Origin of the sequence: Paenibacillus sp. SAF-068 (genome assembly GCF_051967555.1) — a bacterium.
Classification (GTDB): Bacteria; Bacillota; Bacilli; order Paenibacillales; family Paenibacillaceae; genus Paenibacillus.
In genome coordinates, this window is sequence record NZ_JBQCJX010000001.1 from 2,002,927 (window position 1) to 2,023,651 (window position 20,725).

At 46.3% G+C, this 20,725-nt stretch carries 18 protein-coding genes; all 18 read left to right on the top strand.

Annotated elements, in window-relative coordinates; translation table 11 throughout:
* The first annotated feature begins 3 nt into the window (after nucleotides 1–3).
* The 18 genes from ACTHPG_RS08795 (at nucleotide 4) to ACTHPG_RS08880 (ending at nucleotide 20,566) form a co-directional block, all read left to right on the top strand.
* A complete protein-coding gene (locus ACTHPG_RS08795; RefSeq protein WP_440388748.1) occupies nucleotides 4–2,811 on the top strand; it encodes an alpha-mannosidase in 2,808 nt (935 codons plus the stop codon).
* A gap of 245 nt (nucleotides 2,812–3,056) precedes the next feature.
* Nucleotides 3,057–4,061: a Gfo/Idh/MocA family protein gene (locus ACTHPG_RS08800; protein WP_440388749.1), complete on the top strand. Its 1,005-nt coding sequence runs from the start codon at nucleotides 3,057–3,059 to the stop codon at nucleotides 4,059–4,061.
* 24 nt (nucleotides 4,062–4,085) lie between these two features.
* Entirely contained in the window at nucleotides 4,086–5,009 is a 924-nt protein-coding gene (locus tag ACTHPG_RS08805; protein ID WP_440388750.1) for an AraC family transcriptional regulator, read from the top strand.
* 12 nt (nucleotides 5,010–5,021) lie between these two features.
* The gene (locus ACTHPG_RS08810) at nucleotides 5,022–6,119 is read left to right on the top strand and encodes a Gfo/Idh/MocA family protein (protein ID WP_440388751.1); all 1,098 of its coding nucleotides are present in this window, start codon (nucleotides 5,022–5,024) and stop codon (nucleotides 6,117–6,119) included.
* A 152-nt stretch (nucleotides 6,120–6,271) separates the two neighbouring features.
* Nucleotides 6,272–6,985 carry a glycosyltransferase gene (locus tag ACTHPG_RS08815; protein WP_440388752.1) on the top strand — a complete coding sequence of 238 codons (714 nt, stop codon included), beginning with the start codon at nucleotides 6,272–6,274 and terminating at the stop codon, nucleotides 6,983–6,985.
* Between the two features lie 348 nt (nucleotides 6,986–7,333).
* Nucleotides 7,334–8,086, top strand: a complete 753-nt coding sequence (locus ACTHPG_RS08820) for a FadR/GntR family transcriptional regulator (RefSeq protein ID WP_440388753.1) — start codon at nucleotides 7,334–7,336, stop codon at nucleotides 8,084–8,086.
* Nucleotides 8,083–9,294, top strand: coding sequence for a M20 metallopeptidase family protein (locus tag ACTHPG_RS08825; RefSeq protein WP_440388754.1), 1,212 nt, complete (start codon nucleotides 8,083–8,085; stop codon nucleotides 9,292–9,294). The genes ACTHPG_RS08820 and ACTHPG_RS08825 overlap by 4 nt, the downstream gene beginning before the upstream one ends.
* Complete coding sequence (locus ACTHPG_RS08830; RefSeq protein WP_440388755.1) at nucleotides 9,291–10,856, top strand: ABC transporter substrate-binding protein; 1,566 nt, start codon at nucleotides 9,291–9,293, stop codon at nucleotides 10,854–10,856. The genes ACTHPG_RS08825 and ACTHPG_RS08830 overlap by 4 nt, the downstream gene beginning before the upstream one ends.
* Before the next feature lie 106 nt (nucleotides 10,857–10,962).
* Entirely contained in the window at nucleotides 10,963–11,880 is a 918-nt protein-coding gene (locus tag ACTHPG_RS08835) for an ABC transporter permease (RefSeq protein ID WP_339169946.1), read from the top strand.
* Between the two features lie 16 nt (nucleotides 11,881–11,896).
* Nucleotides 11,897–12,826 (top strand): ABC transporter permease, encoded by a 930-nt coding sequence (locus tag ACTHPG_RS08840; protein WP_440388757.1) that lies wholly within the window; start codon nucleotides 11,897–11,899, stop codon nucleotides 12,824–12,826.
* Between the two features lie 21 nt (nucleotides 12,827–12,847).
* The gene (locus ACTHPG_RS08845; protein ID WP_440388758.1) at nucleotides 12,848–14,866 is read left to right on the top strand and encodes a prolyl oligopeptidase family serine peptidase; all 2,019 of its coding nucleotides are present in this window, start codon (nucleotides 12,848–12,850) and stop codon (nucleotides 14,864–14,866) included.
* A complete protein-coding gene (locus ACTHPG_RS08850) occupies nucleotides 14,863–15,345 on the top strand; it encodes a hypothetical protein (protein WP_440388760.1) in 483 nt (160 codons plus the stop codon). Before ACTHPG_RS08845 ends, ACTHPG_RS08850 begins: the two co-directional genes overlap by 4 nt.
* 163 nt (nucleotides 15,346–15,508) lie before the next feature.
* Nucleotides 15,509–15,871: an Asp23/Gls24 family envelope stress response protein gene (locus ACTHPG_RS08855; protein WP_440388761.1), complete on the top strand. Its 363-nt coding sequence runs from the start codon at nucleotides 15,509–15,511 to the stop codon at nucleotides 15,869–15,871.
* A 32-nt stretch (nucleotides 15,872–15,903) separates the two neighbouring features.
* On the top strand, nucleotides 15,904–16,512 hold the full coding sequence (locus tag ACTHPG_RS08860) for a GNAT family N-acetyltransferase (RefSeq protein WP_440388762.1): 609 nt from the start codon (nucleotides 15,904–15,906) through the stop codon (nucleotides 16,510–16,512).
* A 213-nt stretch (nucleotides 16,513–16,725) separates the two neighbouring features.
* Complete coding sequence (locus ACTHPG_RS08865) at nucleotides 16,726–17,331, top strand: pentapeptide repeat-containing protein (RefSeq protein ID WP_440388763.1); 606 nt, start codon at nucleotides 16,726–16,728, stop codon at nucleotides 17,329–17,331.
* A 58-nt stretch (nucleotides 17,332–17,389) separates the two neighbouring features.
* Nucleotides 17,390–17,926, top strand: a complete 537-nt coding sequence (locus ACTHPG_RS08870; protein ID WP_440388765.1) for a GNAT family N-acetyltransferase — start codon at nucleotides 17,390–17,392, stop codon at nucleotides 17,924–17,926.
* Nucleotides 17,927–18,311: 385 nt separating this feature from the next.
* A complete protein-coding gene (locus ACTHPG_RS08875; RefSeq protein ID WP_440388766.1) occupies nucleotides 18,312–19,790 on the top strand; it encodes an Lsa family ABC-F type ribosomal protection protein in 1,479 nt (492 codons plus the stop codon).
* A gap of 209 nt (nucleotides 19,791–19,999) precedes the next feature.
* On the top strand, nucleotides 20,000–20,566 hold the full coding sequence (locus tag ACTHPG_RS08880) for a TetR/AcrR family transcriptional regulator (RefSeq protein ID WP_440388767.1): 567 nt from the start codon (nucleotides 20,000–20,002) through the stop codon (nucleotides 20,564–20,566).
* The last annotated feature ends 159 nt before the right edge of the window (nucleotides 20,567–20,725 follow it).

The window sequence follows — 20,725 nt, forward strand, 5'->3', positions numbered from 1 at the left end:
AACATGACAACCAAAAAGACGGCACATCTTATCTCGCATACCCATTGGGACCGCGAATGGTATATGCCTTATGAACACCATCATGTCCTGCTCATTGAGCTGATGGATAAACTGCTGGACACGCTCGATCAGGACCCGGAATATCGTTATTTCCATCTGGATGGACAGACGATTATTCGTGAAGATTATTTGCAGGTTCGACCCGAACAACAGGAGAGACTTGACCGCTATATTCGTGAAGGGCGCATCCATTTTGGTCCATGGTATGTGTTACAGGATGAGTTTCTGACCAGCAGCGAGGCTAATTTGCGTAATCTGCTGATCGGTCATCGTGATGCTCGACCTTTCGGTGTGATATCCAAGACGGGTTACTTCCCGGATTCGTTCGGGAATATGGGACAGGCACCACAGATTCTGCAACAGGCGGACATTCAGAACGCGATCTTTGGGCGTGGGGTGAAGCCTACGGGATTCAACAATGCCGTGGTTGATGCCGACAGTTACGAATCTCCCTATTCCGAGATGATCTGGCGTTCACCGGATGGTTCGGAAGTGCTCGGTATTCTGTTCGCGAACTGGTACTGTAATGGGATGGAAGTTCCGGTTGATCCGGAGAAAGCCAAAGTATACTGGGATAAAAATCTGGAGGATGCCGAGAAATTCGCCTCGACCCCACATCTGTTGTTCATGAATGGTTGTGATCACCAGCCGATCCAGACGGATCTGCCAGAGGCTTTACGTACGGCAGCTGCCCTGTATCCGGATGTGGAATTTATCCACTCCAATTTTGACGATTACATTGAGGCGGTTACGAAAGATGTCCCTGAAAATCTGGCGACCATCGAAGGCGAACTTCGCAGTCAGCACACGGATGGTTGGGGAACACTGGTGAACACGGCATCCGCACGGGTTTATCTAAAACAGTTGAATCAGCAGGGGCAGACGTTGCTCGAAAAAGTAGCTGAACCACTGGCCGCCATGGCCCATGTAGCCGGAGTTAAAGATTATCCGCATCATCTGTTGACGCATGCATGGAAGATGCTGATGCAGAATCATCCGCATGATAGCATTTGCGGATGCAGTGTGGATGAGGTTCACCGTGAGATGGTGACCCGCTTCGCCAAGAGCAGACAGCTTGCAGAGAAATTGGTTTCCCAGAGCGCGCAGGCGATTGCTGAGTCCATTCATGTGCAACCTGCTGAGGTTTGGGGAGAAGAAGCGGTACTGTTCACTGTATTCAACACGAGTGGATGGAATCGAAATGGCATCATGGAGATGGATCTCATTGTGGACAAAGCCTTTTTCCCGGAAGGGCCTAATCCTCAGGCGCTTGCACAGAAGGTGGAGAAAGATGCACTTCCAGCGTATCAACTGGTCGATTCGGATGGACACACGTACTCGGCAGAAATCAAGGATTTGGGTGCACATTTTGGCTATGAACTTCCGAAAGATCGCTTCCGACAGCCTTATATGGCTCGTAAAGTAAGAGTGATCTTTCAGGCGGTGGATGTACCTTCGCTGGGTTATAAGACGTATGCTCTCATTCCAGTTCAGAAGCAAACAGAGAGTGCTGAGATTGTTGAAGCGCCCGGTACGAGCGAACTGATTCAGGTGCAGGGCATGATGATGGAGAATGGTCATTTACGTGTGACAATCGAAGAGAATGGTACGGCAACGATTGAAGACAAGGTCTCCGGTGCTGTATACAGGGGATTGAATTCATATGAAAATACCGGTGATATCGGCAATGAATACGTCTATCGTCAGCCTGACGGAGAGATAACGCTGACCACGAAGCATCTGAAGGCAGACCTGCGGATCGTGGAGCAGTCACCGTATCGGGCAGTCATGGAAAGTGTATTACGCTGGGATATTCCGGCTGGAGCAGATGAACTGTTCGAGCTGGAGAAGCGTCAAATGGTTCCTTTTACAGAACGGAAGGCACAGCGAGTCAAGAACACTATTCCGCTTGTGATTACGACAACGTATACGCTGGAAGCGGGCAGTAATATAGTCAAGGTAAAATCTGACTTTAACAATCAGGCCAAGGATCATCGACTGCGCGCGCTCTTCCCATCAGGAATCGTGACAGAGGATCATTATGCAGATTCCATCTTTGAAATTGCCAAACGTTCCAATACACCGGCCAAAGAATGGGTGAATCCGAGTAATGCGCAGCATCAGCAGGCATTGGTACATGTGACCGATGGTGATCATGGCTTGATGATTGCGAATAAAGGGCTGAATGAATACGAAATTTTACAGCAAGAAGAGGGCAGTACTACGATTGCGGTTACGCTACTGCGTGCCTCCTCGGAACTGGGAGATTGGGGTGTGTTTGAAACACCGGAAGCCCAATGTCTGGGACCACAGAGCGTGGAATATGCGATTATTCCATTTGCAGGTGATGCTGCACAGTCAGGAGCATGTGCATCTGCGTATGTGTATCCCATTCCGTGGACGACAGTGCAGTTAGGGGCATTAGCACGCACGTTTGAGCAAGAAGGTCATGCCGGAGGAGCTGATGGGCAAAAGGTTGAACTACCTTTGTCGAAGCAATGGCTTGCATGGAATGCACAAGGTTCGACTCTGGCGTTCTCCACACTGAAGATCGCAGAGGAAACCGGAGATGTAATTGCTCGCTGGTACAATCTGAACTCTGGACCTAGTGAGTTGACCGTGCAAACTGGATTCGAATGTGCTTCCGTCTATGAGAGCGATGTGCTGGAGCGGGTTAAGGATACGTTCGAGGGGCGTAGCCAGACGGTATCTGGATACAAAATCGTTACGCAAGGGTATGCGTTAGGTTGAGTCGATTCTGAACATCATAACTTTTAGAACCCTCCTGTTCACGGTAGTGTGGACAGGAGGGTTTGTCATTTGCCCGTTAAGTGCACCTACACTAAAGTGTTATGGGAAAATGCATACATGCCTAATGATACTCATGTCGTGATTTTATACATTAATTGTCGTGAGTTTCTATTAAAAATACATTAAGTCTGTGATAACTTATAGATAAATGTCAGAATATTATATAGTATGGAGGTAAAACAACAGTGACCATTCGAATTGGTAAAATTAGCTTGTGGCATGTTCATGCATGGGATTACATCAAGCAGGCACAGGAACATGAGGATACAGTCATCGCCGCTGTGTGGGATGAAGATGCCAAGCGTGGACAGGAAGCCGCTGAACGTTTAAATGTACCCTTCTATGCTTCACTCGAAGATATGCTGGCCAAGGATGACATCGATGCCGTCATTGTAGATGCGCCAACCCGCATTCATGAAGAGGTGATCACCGCTGCTGCAAAAGCGGGCAAACACATCTTCACCGAGAAAGTGATTGCTTCGACTCAGGCGGAATCCAACAGAATGCTTCATGAGGTAAAGGCAAACAAAGTCAAGATGACAGTCTCCTTACCACGTCTGAATGCGGGGTATACACTCACGATTCAGGATGTGCTTAACCAAGGATTGCTTGGCAAAGTGACTTATGTTAGAGCGCGTTTATCACATGATGGAGCGATATCCAACTGGTTGCCTGAACACTTCTATGATCTGAAGGATTGTCAGGGCGGTGCGCTGATTGATCTGGGCTGCCATCCAATGTATCTGGCCAAACTGTTTTTGGGTCAGGAAGTAACAGCAGTTAACGCGAACTTCGGATATATTACAGGCAAAGAAGTGGAAGATAATGCAGTCGCAACCTTGTTCACGGATTCGGGAGCAGTCGGCGTTGTTGAAGCTGGTTTTGTGAACAGCCATTCTCCATTTACGATTGAGGTTCATGGTACGGAAGGTACCCTTCTGTACGGGACACCTGATGATAAGCTGTTGATTCGTACAAAAGCAGCACAGGGACAGTATGAAGAGTGGACTGAGCTTCCTTTGGCAGACCAAAGAGAAAGCGCATTCAATCAGTGGGTTGCACATATACAAAATGATACGGATGCAACTGAAAACGTGCAAATTGCTATGGAGCTGACCCGTTTGATGGAAGCAGCGAATCTCTCTGCCAAAGAAGGGCGCAGAATCACTCTGAATGAATTGAAGGGTTAGGTTTTATTAAGGAGGTGTGCAATCTTGAGCCTGTATCCTTATGAGAAAATGCTTGAACGGCAGGATCTCCTGGAGAGACTGGATATTCTAATGGTTTGGGGACATTATGAGATTCGTGTGATGCGATTTCATCTGACTTCTTTTCCAGCGGGCCGAGTTGTGGATTTCCATAATCATGCGGAGTTTGAGTTTCATTTTATCCCGAGAGGTAAAGGTAAAGTTATTCTGGATGATCAGACACATGCACTCTCGGAAGGTATGCTGTATTTGACTGGTCCGGGTGTCGTTCATTATCAGGAAGCGGACGCCAAAGAGGATATGGATGAACTCTGTCTTCATGTGGATATCGTTCACAAGCCAAGAGAGCATGTCGATCCTTGGGAAGCCGCTGAATCCGAGGAGACGATTGAAAAGCTGAGAACGCTTCCGCATACTCCGGTGAATGATTATCATCGCGCGATGCAGTGTTTTTTGGAAGCTTATGAGGCATGTGATCAGAAATTGTTAGGTTATTATACATCGATCAAGCAACTGGTCATCAGCATATTACTCAAAACCGTGCGAGCATATGACACCGGAGGCAACCGGCCGGAAGCCCCAGTCCGGGACATGTCGGCGTATCGGTATGAGTATGCAGTACAGTATATGGAGGCAAATCATCCTACCGTGGTCACGCTGGAGCATGTAGCTGAGAAACTCCATATCAGCAGCAGACAATTGCAGCGAATCTTCTATCAAGTACAGCCGGAGATGCCGTTCAGCCGTGTACTGGAGGATATTCGTCTGCGCGCCGTGTGCCGCAATCTGGAGGAAAGCAACGTATCCATTGAACAGATCGCTCTCGCTTCAGGCTTCAATAATGCCAACTATCTGCATGCTGTATTTCGCAAACGTCTGGGGATGACCCCGTCGGCTTTTCGTAAAATGAGACAACCAATACTTAAGTGAGGGTGAATATATATGAGTAAAGTATATCGTATCGGAATTATCGGTTGTGGTGGAATAGCGAATGGTAAGCATCTACCGAGTCTGAGTAAACTGGATAATGTTGAACTGGTGGCTTTCTGTGACATTGTGGAGGAACGTGCCACCGAAGCTCAGCAGAAATATGGTTCTACGGATGCTGAAGTCTATACCGATTATCAGGAATTGCTCAAGGATAAGTCTCTGGACATTGTGCACGTACTTACACCGAATATTTCTCATGCCGAGATTTCCATTGCTGCCCTGGAAGCAGGTAAACATGTCATGTGTGAGAAGCCAATGGCGAAGACATCTGCTGAAGCACAGCTCATGCTGGAAGCGGCAGAACGTACCGGTAAGAAACTGACGATCGGATACAACAACCGTTTCAGAGAAGACAGTCAGTATTTGAAGAAGGTGTGCGAAGCGGGAGATCTGGGGAATATCTATTTTGCCAAAGCACATGCGATTAGACGTAGAGCAGTACCAACCTGGGGTGTTTTCCTGGATGAGGAGAAGCAAGGCGGCGGTCCACTGATTGATATCGGTACGCACGCACTCGATCTGACACTCTGGATGATGGATAACTATCAACCAAAGGTTGTTCTCGGCACGACCTATCATGAGCTTTCGCAACGTGAAAATGCAGCTAATGCCTGGGGTCCGTGGGACCCAAAACAATTCTCCGTAGAGGACTCGGCCTTCGGCATGATTGTGATGGAGAATGGAGCAACGATCATGCTGGAATCCAGCTGGGCGCTTAACTCCCTGGACGTGGATGAGGCCAAATGCAGCTTGAGCGGTAGCGAAGCGGGGGCTGATATGAAGAACGGACTGCGCATTAATGGCGAGAAATTCAGCCGTCTGTATACCAATGAGATTGAACTGAGTGCAGGCGGGGTAGCTTTCTATGATGGCAAGAGCGAGAGCGCACCAGATGTGGAGATGAGAAAGTGGATTGAAGCGATTGAGAACGATCAGGAGCCGGTGGTCACACCTAAACAAGCACTGGTTGTATCTCAGATCCTGGAAGCACTCTATGAATCTGCTCGCACAGGCAAGGCTGTATATTTGAATAATAATAACGAAGCATAGAATTGACATAAACCAACAGATTACAAAACCCTTTGTCCCGTTAATGGAGACAGAGGGTTTTTTTGGTGTTATGGCTACTAGCTATTGGTCCATACCAGACTCTATTTCGGCACATATGATGAGAGAAAAATGAGCTGAAAAGAGGTTGTGTCTTGACTAAACACAAAACGGGTCACGGTGTTTCCATTGTTGTATGTACCAATCGTCCGCAATTTTTTGAAAATATACTGCAAAATTACAATCGACAGCTTTATCAAAGCAAAGAGTTGATCATTGTTCTGAATCATGACCGTATGAATCTGGCATTATATCAAAAGCGTGTTCGAAACCTTGCCAATGTCCATGTATATCAGGTTCCGGAGAGCATTTCATTAGGACAAAGCCTGAACGCCGGGATCACTAGGACTCGCTTTTCGTTGATTGCCAAATTTGATGATGATGACTACTATTCGCCGTATTATTTGACAGAACAGGTGAGAGAACTTAAACGTACCAAAAGTGATATAGTGGGTAAACACTCGTGCCTGGTTTACTTGGGTGCGTCGAAGACACTGTTGGTCAGATCTCCCGCTGAAAAAAATAAACCGGTTGAATTTGTACAAGGGGGCACGATTTTATTCAAAAGGGAGGTCTTGAAAAAAGTCCGCTTCACGGACCGTTCCATAGGGGAAGATGTGACCTTCCTGAGACAATGCAGGAAAAGAGGATTCAAAGCGTACGCGACCTCTCCTTATAATTATGTCTATCACCGCAGACAGAACAAAAAGAGTCATACGTGGAGAGCGGATGACAACTTCTACCTAGAGGGAAGCACCAAACTTGCGGTTACGGACGATTTCAGACCCTTTGCTAATAAGAAGTTATAGAGGACAGGAACTAAACATTTACACAAAACGGAGAGGACAGAAAGAACCTGAAGAAGCGGAGCGTTCGCCTTTATCCCTGGATTTCCCCCTTTCAAAAGTGCTTCAAAGAAATCCGGGGATAACAGCGATCGGAAGGTTGTTCTGTCATCGTAGTGAACAGTGTAAATAAACTAAGGGGAAGATGCATTTGCTGCGTGCAGATGCGTCTTTTTTGTGCCCGAATGGTTCAAATTGGAGGTGGCAAGAAAAAAAATATGAATATACTTGAAAAAAAGTATTGCATATAAGTTTAGTCGGAATTATATTAATGGTATAAGGTCTAGACCATATACAGATCGGAGTGTTTGGATGTCCAGTACGTTTTCATTTCGTTTTGAGAAAGTATCTACCAAAAAGGTTAGTGAGTTCATTAGAGAACAACTGGAAGAAGCCATTATTCTGAAGGAATTAATGAGTGAAGAACAACTTCCAGCCGAGCGAGATCTGGCAGAAATTTTTAATGTAAGTCGCATTACCGTTCGAGAGGCACTCTCTTCACTGGAAGAGAAAGGTTTGATTGAGAAAAGGGTGGGTGCCAAAGGTGGAACGTTTGTACTGCCTCTGACAGCCAATTCGCATAAACGGACCAGAGAAGAAATCAAACGGGATTGGGCACAGATGCTGAAGGTGTTTGAATATCGAACCATCATCGAGCCGGAGGGAGCTTTTCTGGCTGCTGAGCGGATCACCGCAGGCGAACTGGAGCTGCTTGAGGGCTATATGCAACAAAGTATAGAGCCAGACTGTACAAGGGAATGGTTCAGGGCACTGGATGTGAAGTTTCATCTGACTATCGCCAAAGCCTCGGGGAATCCATATTGCGAGAGAGCCGTCAGACAGATCCGGACCAAAATTAATCCGGCGCTCGACTTAATGCCTTATGATGACCGGATACGTACCGTCAACCACGGTGTACATATGGAGATTCTTGAAGCACTGAAGGCACATGACCAATCCAAGTCCCGGGAGACGATGAAAAGACATATTGAATTCTCGGCTGACGCGATCTATGCCCGTTTGGTATCTGAATCGGACAAAAATGAAGGGGATGACAGCAAATGAATCGTTCAGAACTAATACAGCTGGCTCAGCCACTACAAGCCCAGTTAAGCGCCTGGCGCAGAGATTTGCATCGCCATCCGGAAATTGGCTACGAAGAGCATCGCACATCTGCTATTGTAGCTGAGCATCTGGAGAGCCTGGGGCTGGAAGTTACACGCCATGTCGGACAGACGGGGGTTACAGGCCTGCTGCGCGGAGAGACTGATGGACCGACTTTTGCTTTGCGTGCAGATATGGATGCCTTGCCCATCCAGGATCAGAAAGCGGTGGAATACCGCTCGCAAGTGGAAGGCAAAGCGCATCTGTGCGGACATGATGCCCACACCTCCATCCTGATGGGAACCGCCCAGCTGCTTACTGGTCTGGGAAAACCGAAATCAGGCAACATCAAATTCATTTTCCAGCCAGCGGAAGAGGGACTTGCAGGGGCAAGAGCCATGATCCAGGACGGTGTTCTGGAGAATCCGAAGGTTGATGCGATCGCAGGGTTACACATGACTCCTGGACAGGACACGGGAACTTTGGGTGTAAGTCAGGGCGTTGCATTTGCTTCAGCTGATCCCTTGATTATCAAGGTGTTTGGCAAGGGTGGACATGCAGCTCGTCCGCATGAAGGCATTGACGCGATTGCGGTATCTGCTCAGGTCATCACCGCCTTGCAAAATATCGTCAGTCGCATGGTCGATCCGCTTGAACCCGCTGTAGTCACCATTGGCAAAATCACTGGAGGTTACATGGGAACAGCCATTGCCCCAGAGGTGGAGATGATTGGTACGGTTCGTACACTCTCACCTGCCATTCGTGAGCGGATGCCAGCTTTGATCGAGCAGGTTGTTAAAGGGGTCTGTGATTCTTTTGGAGCAGGATGCGAAGTTGTCTACGGCGATGGATACCCTGTTGTCGTGAATGATCTCGGCATGGTTGACCTGCTAACAGAGACTTGTGATCAGGTTAATACGGAGAAGGGATGGAGCTATATCAAACCCTCCACAGGGGGCGAGGACTTTGCGTTTTATTGTGAGCAGATTCCGGGTGTGTTTTTCAGACTAGGATCTGGTAATGATGAGGAACGTACTCGCTATCCACTCCACCATCCCATGTTTGATCTCGATGAGACAGCGATGCCTTATGGTGTGGGCATGTTGTCAGCAGTAGCTCTTGAATTTTTGGCAAGGAATACAACTTCTGAGGGGGAGCAATCACAATGAAAAAAAGACAATGGACAGGCTTGTGGATCACGTTACTGGCAGTCGTCATGGTACTCAGCGCTTGCGGAGGAAAAACGACAAGCACGAATGATAGTTCCGCAACAGAAGGAACGGGCAGTGGAAGCGCAAGTACAACACTGACCGTTGCTGCAGCAACAGATATTGAGAGTTTCGATCCGCACAACAACAACAACACCTCCAGTGAGGCAGTTCTGGTCAACGTTTTTGATTATCTGATCAAAAATGACAGTGAACAGAAAAAAGTGGCGGGACTTGCGACATCATGGGATCAGGTTGATGATACAACATGGAGATTTAAGTTGCGGGAAGGTGTAACCTTCCACAACGGCGATCCTTTCACTTCAGCAGATGTAAAATACACGCTGGAGCGCGTAGCCAAGGATGAGACACTGAAACAAAACAGTTATTTCAAAAATATCGTAGAAGTTAAAGCGGTGGATGACTATACCGTAGACATCATCACGGATGGTCCAGATCCGTTGCTCCTGAATCGTTTGTCCAAGATGGGTGCTGGCATTCTGCCGGCAAAATATATTGCAGACAACGGATTGGATGCTTTCCTGAAACAACCAGTAGGAACCGGTCCTTACAAGTTCAGTAAATGGACCAAAGACGATCGTGTGGAACTGGTGAAAAACGAGAACTACTTCGATGGTGAACCAAAATGGAATGAAGTGGTATTCCGCGTTATTCCTGAAGCATCCACACGTGTATCCGAATTGCTTGCAGGTGGTGTAGATGTTGCGTCTTCCATTCCGTCCACTGACATTGCCCGGATTGAAGGTGAAGCAGACAAGAAGATTGTCAAAGCGCCGATCCAGCGTGTGCTTCAGTTGATCTTCCGTCAGACAGAAGGCAGCATCACGGCTGATCCGAAAGTCCGTGAAGCGATTGACCTGGCTATCGACAAACAAGGTATTGTAGACAGCATTGCCGGCGGAGCGGGTATCGTAACCCGCACATCCGTAACGCCAGGCAACTTCGGTGCTGATCCCTCTTTGTACAAAACTTCACTCTATGATCAAGAAAAAGCGAAACAGCTCCTGCAAGAAGCTGGCTATGCAGAAGGTGAAGCCGAGATGACCATCTCCGTTTCATCACAGTACAAAGAACAGGCTGAAGTTGTTGCAGCGATGCTGGAACAAGCCGGATTCAAAATCAATCTGGATGTCCTTGAAGCAAGTGCATTCAGTGAACGTTACAGCTCCAAATCATTCAAAGAAATCTTCATGATCGGTATTGGTAACTCCTTGTTCGACGCTTCGAATAACTACAATCGTTATATGTTGGAAGAAGCAAAAGGCGAATCGGATTATAACAATCCTGAAGTAGAAAAACTGCTTCAATCGGCATTGGTGAACATGGACCCTGCAGCTCGTGAGAAAGAGTATCAGCAAGTACAGCAAATTTTCTCTGAAGAGCGCCCAGCCGTATATCTGTACCAAATGGAAGGTGTTTACGGAACAAATGCTAAAGTGAACTTCGCGCCGCGCAGTGACGAGATGTTCTATGCTGACGAGATTACACCTGTTGCACAGTAACATCGGGTATAGTAACCGGTCATTGAGAAGATAAGGCCGTGAACGGCAGGGACTGGATAACCATGTTCCTGCCGTTCTTTTTCTTAATAAGGGAGGTGAACAAGGAATGGGCAAATACGTACTTAAGTCATTACTACAGATCATTCCGGTGCTGTTCATTGTTTCATTAATTGTGTTCATTTTGGTTCGAGTTACCGGTGATCCGGTTGCGCTAATGTTGCCTGAAACGGCTACCGCTGAAGATCGTGCTGTCTTGACTCAGGCACTCGGTTTGGACCAGCCTTTATATACGCAATACGTGAAGTTTCTGGGCAGTGCAATACAGGGAGACTTTGGACAGTCTTTTCGCTACAATCAGCCTGCATTAGAGCTTGTGCTGGAGAGATTGCCTGCCAGCTTTGAATTGGCGGTAGCCGCCATGTTCTTTGCCGTGCTAATGGCTGTTCCACTTGGGGTCATTTCAGCTGTCAAACGCAATACGTTTACCGATCTCATTATTTCTGGAATATCCGTCATTGGTAAGGCAATGCCAAACTTCTGGATGGGGATCATGCTGATCCTCTTGTTCTCCGTCATGCTGGGTGTATTACCCGTATCTGGCCGCGGAGGATTTTCACATCTGATCTTGCCGGCATTCACACTTGGCGTTGGACTGGCTGCTCAGATGACCCGACTGATTCGCTCCAGCATGCTGGAGATTCTGAATCAGGACTATATTCGAACAGCCCGCAGCAAGGGGCTTGGCCGGATGGTCGTCATCGTTAAGCATGCGTTTCGGAATGGGTTGATCCCGGTCGTGACGATTATGAGTTTGCAGTTTACAAGTCTGATCGGGGGAACCTTGATTACGGAAACGGTATTCTCCTGGCCGGGACTGGGTCAATTGCTGGTCGTTGCAGTCAACACACATGATATGGCGATTGTACAGGCCGCGGTGTTCGTCATTGCCGTTATCGTTGTAGTAACCAATATCTTGACGGATGTAGCCTACAGGCTGCTTGATCCGCGCATCAAATACGACTAGAAGGAGGTGCAATCATATGACAGGCAGCAATGAAATGCCAATTCCCGGTACAGAACAGGAACAAGACAATGGGCGTGCACCGACGGGATTTCGTTATATCTGGCAACAACTGATCATCAGCAAGACCGGAATGTTTGGTGCGGTGCTTGTATTGTTGGTTGTGTTAATTGCCATAGGTGCACCTCTATTGACGAGTCATGATCCGGCGGCGGTGAATCCGCTGGGCCGTCTGAAACCACCAGTATGGCTTGAGGGCGGCACGGCCGAATACTGGCTGGGTACCGATAATCTGGGCAGAGACATGTGGAGTCGAATTGTATATGGTGCCCGAGTTTCCTTAATTGTGGGTATGGGTGCCGTGATTGTATCGGGAATCATTGGCGCCATTCTGGGATTGGTATCCGGTTTCTATGGTAAATGGCTGGATGCTGTCATCATGCGTGTAGGTGATGCATTCATGGCGATTCCAACCATTCTGTTCATGCTCGTTGTGATGGCGATTGTTGGTCCGGGTATTACGACGCTGATCTTGGTCATCGGTGTGACCAACTGGGTTCCATTCACACGTGTGGTCAGAAGTGAGGTGCTTAGTATCAAGGAGCGGGATTTTGTTCACGCGGCCAGATCGATTGGTGCCAAGAATGGGAGATTGATTCTAAGACACATTCTGCCGAATATCCTTTCATCTTTTATCGTGATCTGCGGTATGAATGTGGGCACGACGATTATTATGGAAGCTTCACTCAGTTTCCTTGGTCTGGGTATCAAACCACCCGATGTATCCTGGGGGGGTATGCTCAGTGATGGAAGACAATACGTTGCAACAAGCTGGTGGGTCGCTACATTCCCGGGACTAGCCATTACATTTACCGTACTCGGTGTTATTTTCCTTGGGGATTGGCTGCGTGACGTGCTTGATCCACGTACGGAGACAACCCATAAATAAACGGAGAAGGGAGCCATGAATATGAATCAAAGACCAATTATGCCGGAGGATCTGCTTCACTATCGTTGGATCAGTCAGCCAGTGATTAGTTCGAACGGACAAGTGGCATATGTGGAACAGACCATAGATCAGGATAGAAACGAATATAACACGCAGATTCGAGGAATCTCCCTCGATGGTGATGATGACATTGCACTTTCGGATGGTACGAAAGATTCTTTGCCTGCTTGGTCGCCAGATGGCACACAGCTCACCTTCATTCGCTCAGTGGATGGGGGGAAGGGACTATGGGTACTCGATTCGGATAAAAAAGAACCTGTCATGCTGATATCTCCCGCACGTAAAATATTGAATTATATCTGGTCGCCGAACGGGCAGTACATTGCGTTTACCAGCAAAGTGCAACCGGAGGATCAACAGAAGACAGCTGAGGTCCAACAAGAGCCTGCACCTGTACTGCGAGGCAAGGTGTTTGAGCGTACAACGCCGAAGGCGGAAGGGGCTGGCTGGTGGGATGGTCAATACAGCCATTTGTTTGTATATGAGATCGCAAACGGGGAGATCACGCAGGTGACATCCGGGCAGTGGAATATCAGTGCTCCGGCATGGTCGCCAGATAGCCAATACCTTTCCTTCATATCCAAGCAGGTGAAAGATGAGGAACTCGATGCGGATCTGCTGTACTATACAGATGTATACAGCCTTCGATGGGGAGAGCGTGATCTCTTCAAAGTGACGGATTCCAGTCTGACAATAAGCCAGTTTTCTTATTCACCTGACGGACAGCAACTGATCCTGATCGCCAGTGATCGCGAATACGGGAGCGGGAGTCACAACAGTTTATATGCTGTCCCTGTTCATCGGGGGGAACCCAGGATAATTGCACCGCAGTTAGATATGCAGATCGGTAATGCAGCACTGGGAGATATGAAGTCAGCAGGTGCATCACCTTCTCCGGTCTCGGATGTCCATCATCCGGAACGCGGTGTGTATGTACTCGGAACGTATAACGGGAATGTGGACGTGTACCGCATTCAAGAAGATGGAGCTTGTCAAATGGTGACGGGTGCTGGTGAAAAGGATGTGTATCAGTATACCTTAACGCCAGATGGCACGTCGCTGGTTATCGCTGCGTTGACTGACGGACATCCAGGAGAGTTATATCGCGTGAATATCGACAGTGGTGAAATGTTCAGGCTTACCCGGCGGAATGATGAATTCATGGCTGAATTAGAGGTGAATGTACCTGTTCGTTTAGAGTTTAAATCTTCTGATGGTTGGCCGATTCAAGGATGGTTAGCGACACCGGCTGCACGTGCATCCAATGGAAAACTGCCGCTGATTCTGCAGATTCATGGTGGACCTCACGCGATGTATACGGGAACATTCAGTCATGAAATGCAGACACTGGCTGCGCAAGGTTACGCTGTGCTGTGGATCAATCCTCGCGGAAGTATGGGATACGGTCAGGAGTTTGCCAGAGCTTGCCGTGGTGACTTTGCCGGAGGCGATTACCGGGATCTGATGGAAGCTGTTGATTATGCCCTGGCTACCTATGATTTCCTTGATGCATCACGTCTGGGAGTAGCAGGTGGCAGTTATGGAGGAGTGATGACAAACTGGATCGTAGCACATACGCACCGATTCAAGGCAGCTGTAACCCAGCGTTGCATCTCCAATTGGTTGTCCATGTATGGAACCAGTGATATCGGAATTTCCTATGTCGAGGGTGTCATTGGTGGCAATCCTGCGGCAAACGCTGAGTTCCTGTGGTCCCGTTCACCTCTTGCTCATGCACACCATATTGAAACGCCACTTCTGATCATGCACGGAGAGAAGGACTATCGCACACCGATTGCACAAGCCGAGGAATTATATACCACGCTGAAACGATATGGTAAAAAGACCAAGCTGATTCGTTATCCGGGCTCCAACCACAGTTTGCTCAAAAGCGGTAAACCTTCACTTCGGATCGATAGCTTCGAACAGGTGAATGCCTGGTTCAATCAGTATCTCGGGAATGAGGAGGGAGAGCAATGAGTCGAGCTCAGCTGTCCATTCCAGTAGGACTCCTTGTAGAGAATGTGCTGACAAGTGGGTTACCGGGGGACGAGATTATAGAATGGTTACAACATCGGGACTATTCCCAGTTGTTGCCTTTGGTTAAGGAGTCCGCGATGGATTTCGATGAAAGACTACAGACAGCAGCGGATATCGGAGACGATTGGGAAAAGGCGATACGTCAAGGTTATGAGTTCAAGTTTTTGCATATTAACGGGTTGAAGCGATTACTCGATTTTCGGTTTGATCGTAAGATGGATCGGGATTATATTCAAGACGAATTGACACTTAGGCATATTCATCTGACTACACATGAGATGGAATTGCTTCAATCCATAATAGGCAGACAGTGGATCGTGCAAGCAGAAGTAACAGAGGTATCAGAGGATGGCAAAACAGAGAGCAAGATCAAGTCATCCTCTCACATTCCTGTCCGTATTCAATTGAAATTTCCATAAGATAACCACTAGGAAAACCGCGATGCTCGCGGTTTTTTTGCCATGTTCAGGTAGGAATGTGGACGACAGAATTCAAAAGTTGAAATGGCGCTTTGGATGATTTATATTTATATTAAATGATATTATTATCTATCAAAAAACAATTGAAAAGAGGAGATAGGGGATGTCCATTCAACATGTTCTGGGTAAAATTCAAATATCGGATGATGTGATCTCCAAAATTGTCGGCAAGATCGCGAATACTTCCAATGAGATTTCCTCCATGTCGACAGGGTTTGTAGAAGGACTTACCAAAAAGTGGAGTGGGAAAAGTCTGCAAAATGGCATAGCCGTCCGTAACGTAGAATCCAGACTGGAGATTAACTTAAAGGTTGTCGTGCGTTATGGATCAAAAGTGCATGAAGTCTGCAGGGAACTGCAGAACAATGTGAGAGTGCATGTGGAACAGCTGACCGGATTAACGATTGATACCGTGAATGTGATCGTTGAGGGCATATCATTCACCCAACCTGATGTAAGAACTTAATCCAATTTCAGCTACTTAGAGGAGTGACAGCGATGAATAAGATTTCCATATTAAAAGCCAGCCCGCAATCTTTGGTCGGTGGGCAATTGAATCAGATGGCACTTGAATATATGGCCTATTCGCTTGCAGGTACCAAAGATAAAGGCATTATAGAGAAAACATTCAACAAGTTATGGCGTTCAAATCGAAACCGATTCAGTCACCAATACGCTTATGAAGCCAAAATGGGGGGCCAAACGCTGGGCATGATTGTATGTTATCCGACCACCTTGATGAACAAACTCGCTTTGCCAACGTTCACCAAGCTGTTTGAACTTCGTCAATGGAGTCTGATTAAGTATAATCTTCAACATTGGAAAGAGTTCTACTCCATGGTGACATTAAAAGAAGCGCAGAATGACGAGTACCACATCGGAACATTGGCTACCTTGCCAGAAAGCAGAGGACTTGGCGTGGGGACGCAGCTTATTCAATTTGCTGAACAGCAGGCTATTGCACAAGGTCTGTCCAAATCTTCGCTCACGGTTAAAAAGGAAAATCTATTAGCGATTAAACTATATAAACGTTTGGGTTACCAGCGAGTGGGGGAAATCAACAAACCTTCGCTGTCCCTGTACCGAATGTCCAAAATACTGGTGTAATACACGTACATAAGCTCACTTTGTGATATGCAAAGGTGTAGGTTGGAGGGACGCAAATTGCGTTCCTTTTGTAGTTTTAAGATCTATTTTTTACAAAAAAAGATACTTGACTTTCAATGGTGTTTAAGCAGGTACTTGACAGGGGTGTGGTATAGTATAAAAAGTTCTTTTAATGAAGAAAGACGGAGAAATATACAATGTGGGGTGTAACCAGTGTATCAATATAAGGATCAGGAATATGAAGCAGTACATTTTGAGGGACGTGATCTGCGCTATGGAGAACTCATAAGCTGTGTTTTCAAGCAGTGTACATTTATGAACGCTTCTATGGAAGAAATCGAAACGAGTAACTGTCGTTTTATCGAGTGTGACTTCAAAGGGGCTTCCATGAATGGTTCGATTCATACGGAATCGGCTTTTGAGAACTGCACCTTCGGGGGTGCGAATCTCTTTGCTTCCAAATTCAGCACCTGCAAGATGACAGGTTCGGACTTTTCAGGTGCCCAAATGGATGGCATTACCCTGAGTCATGGGGATTGGTCTTATACCAATCTGAGACATACCCGATTAGGCAAACAGGATTTGCGAGGAATTCGTTTCTTTGAGGCTGACTTTACGGACACGGATTTCACCAAAGCGGATTTGAGAGACTGTGATCTGACAAGAGCCGTTATGAGCAGAGCCAAGCTGCAAGGGGCTGATCTTAGAGGAGCTAATCTGGAAGGGATCGATCTAAAGTCACTGGATATCAAAGGCGTACGTTTGGATCGCGAACAAGCCGTTCTGTTTGTACGCTCGTATGGTGCGAAAGTAGATTGAGTTGAACATACACAGCAGCAAGCCGCCCTTAAGGCGGCTTTTTGGTAGGAGGATTTTATTGAAAATAATTAAAACAAATGATGTGGATCTAAGTGAAGAATGGTCAACTCTTCTTCAAGAATTACTGTTTGCCAGTTTTCCAGAGGTGTATCCGAAAGATCGATTGTTTTTTAAGCAAATACCACAGGGCAGAGTATTGGCTTTTACCCCTGATAACCAATTCGTTGGGCATGTGGGACTGGATTACAGGATGATGAATTTAAATGGTAAACCCATAAGAGTGTTGGGGATCATCGATTTGTGTGTTTCTCCGGCTGCTCGCTCTCAAGGAATCGCTTCATTGTTAATTTCCGAAGTGGAGAGGATGGCTAAAAAGCGTGTTGATTTTGTCCTTTTATTTGCGGATCATGAGGAATTGTATCGCAAAAATGGATTCAAAACGGTAAGCAACACATGTACGTGGTTGAAAATTGATCATGAAACCTTAACTACGGTTGGAGTCGGGACTCAGAAGGTGGAGGGATTAATGATCAAAGCAGTTGGAAGCCAGCCATGGGAAGAAGGAGAACTCGATTTCTTAGGATATTTATATTAATCAGGGAGGGTTATATGGAGAGGTTTTATCTGATTTCTCGCCTTGACCCGTGTTGTTGTTCCATGTTAAGTTTTCTGTATTAAATTTTAAGCTTCGAAGGGGTGATAAAGTGATGACAGAATTAGAGGTTGTAGATGTTTATGTGGACCTGTCAACGAACTTGAACAATGGCATGGTTCACAATATTACTAATCAGAATCCGACACTTTATCCTCCTATGCATAGATCTACTTGGCGCTGAAGGTTTTATCGCCAGTTTCATGATCGCATAAGCGAATCTAAATTCTGATTATGTCCAAATATTAAAGTGAGGGAATCCATGCCGTGTTCAGTGGTGAAATCCCGTCAGTTTACTTTTATATTTCACATAAAAAGGATGATCTGCATGTCTTTAATTAACGTTACCAACCTGACATTTGCCTATGAAGGCAGTTACGATAATATATTTGAAAATGTAAGTTTTCAGTTGGACTCCGATTGGAAATTGGGTTTTACGGGAAGGAACGGCAGAGGCAAAACAACCTTCCTCCAATTGTTACTCGGCAAGTATGATTATAGTGGGCATATCTCTGCGAATGTCAGCTTTGAATACTTTCCTTTCCCGGTAGAGGATAAGGGAGCCATGACCGTCGATGTCATCGGCGAGATTCATCCTGAATATCTGCATTGGCAAGTAGTGCGCGAGCTTAATCTGTTGAAGGTGTCGGAAGATGTACTGTACCGGCCTTACGATACGTTATCCAACGGAGAACAAACAAAGGTGATGCTGGCTGCCTTGTTCCTGAAGGATAATCGGTTTCTGCTTATTGATGAGCCTACCAACCATCTTGATCTTCATGCGAGACAGATTGTAGGTGATTATCTCCGCAGCAAGAGTGGATTTATTTTGGTGTCTCATGATCGATCCTTTCTTGATCAAAGTGTAGACCACATCCTTTCCATCAATAAGAGTAACATCGAGATTCAGAAAGGCAATTTCTCCGCTTGGTGGGAAAATAAACGAAGACAAGATCAGTTTGAACTTGCGAGTAATGAGAAATTAAAGAAGGACATCAAGCGTTTATCCGATTCAGCCAAACGGACCGGTGGATGGTCGCATGAAGTAGAAAAGACCAAAAACGGCACGAGAAATTCCGGTTCCAAGGTGGATAAAGGATATATTGGGCACAAGGCTGCCAAGATGATGAAACGTTCCAAAAATATTGAACAAAGACAGCAATCTGCGATTCAGGAAAAGTCCAAACTTCTCAAAAATATTGAATCTGCAGAATCTCTGCAGATTCATCAGCTGGACTTTCACAAGCATGAACTTGTCGAATTGGAACATGTATCGATAGCCTATGGCTCCAATACGGTGTGTAAGGATATCCGTTTTACGGTTGGAAAAGGGGATCGAATTGCCCTATATGGTAAAAATGGTTCGGGCAAATCAAGCATTCTTAAACTGATCTGTGGTGAAGATATCGCTTATACAGGTCTTCTGCGTAAGGATCATCAGCTTAAAATCTCGTATGTGTCGCAGGACACGTCCGATCTCGGAGGACATTTATCTGAGTATGCAGCCACACACGGTATTGATGAGAGCCTGTTCAAATCGATACTCCGAAAGTTGGATTTCTCCAGACAGCAATTGGAGAAAGATATCTCGACATTTAGTGCAGGTCAAAAAAAGAAAGTGCTTATTGCCAAAAGTCTTAGTGAGAAGGCTCATCTGCATATATGGGATGAACCACTGAATTTTGTGGATGTCATCTCACGTATGCAGATCGAAGACCTGCTGCTGGAATATTCGCCGACCCTGCTTTTTGTAGAGCATGACAGTGAATTTTGTGCCAATATTGCAACAAGAATCATTGAACTATAAGCAACAGGCTGCGTTAAAAGATAACGATGCTAAGAGCCGCCGAATGGCGGCTTTTAAGCTTTATATGTACAACACGAGTTTAGCAGGTAGCATGTAACGTTCAAACTGCGATATGGTGAGAATCTATGCTATAATTTTATGAACTTATCCAATCATATGATGGATGAATCGATCATTTGTAGACTAATTCGCCAAGAGGTGTAATACCGATGAAAAAGGAAATGACAACAATTAAACAAACCAGGCTTCATTCCATTTTGGACGAGGCTACCAAGTTGCTGATTGAAAAGCCGAATGCTTCCATGAATGAAATTGCTGAATCTGCCAAAATCGGGATCGCTACATTACATCGTTATGTGGAAAGCCGCGAACAGCTCATGGTTCATCTGGGATTACGCGCAATCGAGGTGGTCAGTGAGACCATGCAACACATCCAACTGGATGAGGAGCACTGCGAAAAGTACATACCTGAGCTGATCGAAGCGCTGATTCCATTAGGCGACAAAATATATTTTTTGGCTCATGACACGACCATTAACTATAATCCTGAGATTGAGGGAGCAGATCTGAAACTGAGAGAACCGGTGCTTCATGCGGTCGGTCTGTTACAACAGAAAGGTTATTTTCGCTCCGATCTCGATAAAACCTGGATTGTAGATGTGCTGTATTCCATCATGTTCCTGACGTGGCAGCAGGTTGTTAGTGGTCATATCGCGAGAAAAGCAGCTCCTGCGCTTGTGGTAGACACGTTTTATCATGGGTTTAAGCTGCGTTAGGTCAGGTCCAATTCAACGGAAAATAATCCATTTTTAGTACAAAAGCACTCTTAAACAGTCAATCGTATCGCTAGATACGCAGACGCTTTGAGGGTGTTTTTTTGCGTTCCCAACAACGTTTCTCAGTACAGAGGCATCATGGACTTGATTTTTGCTGAT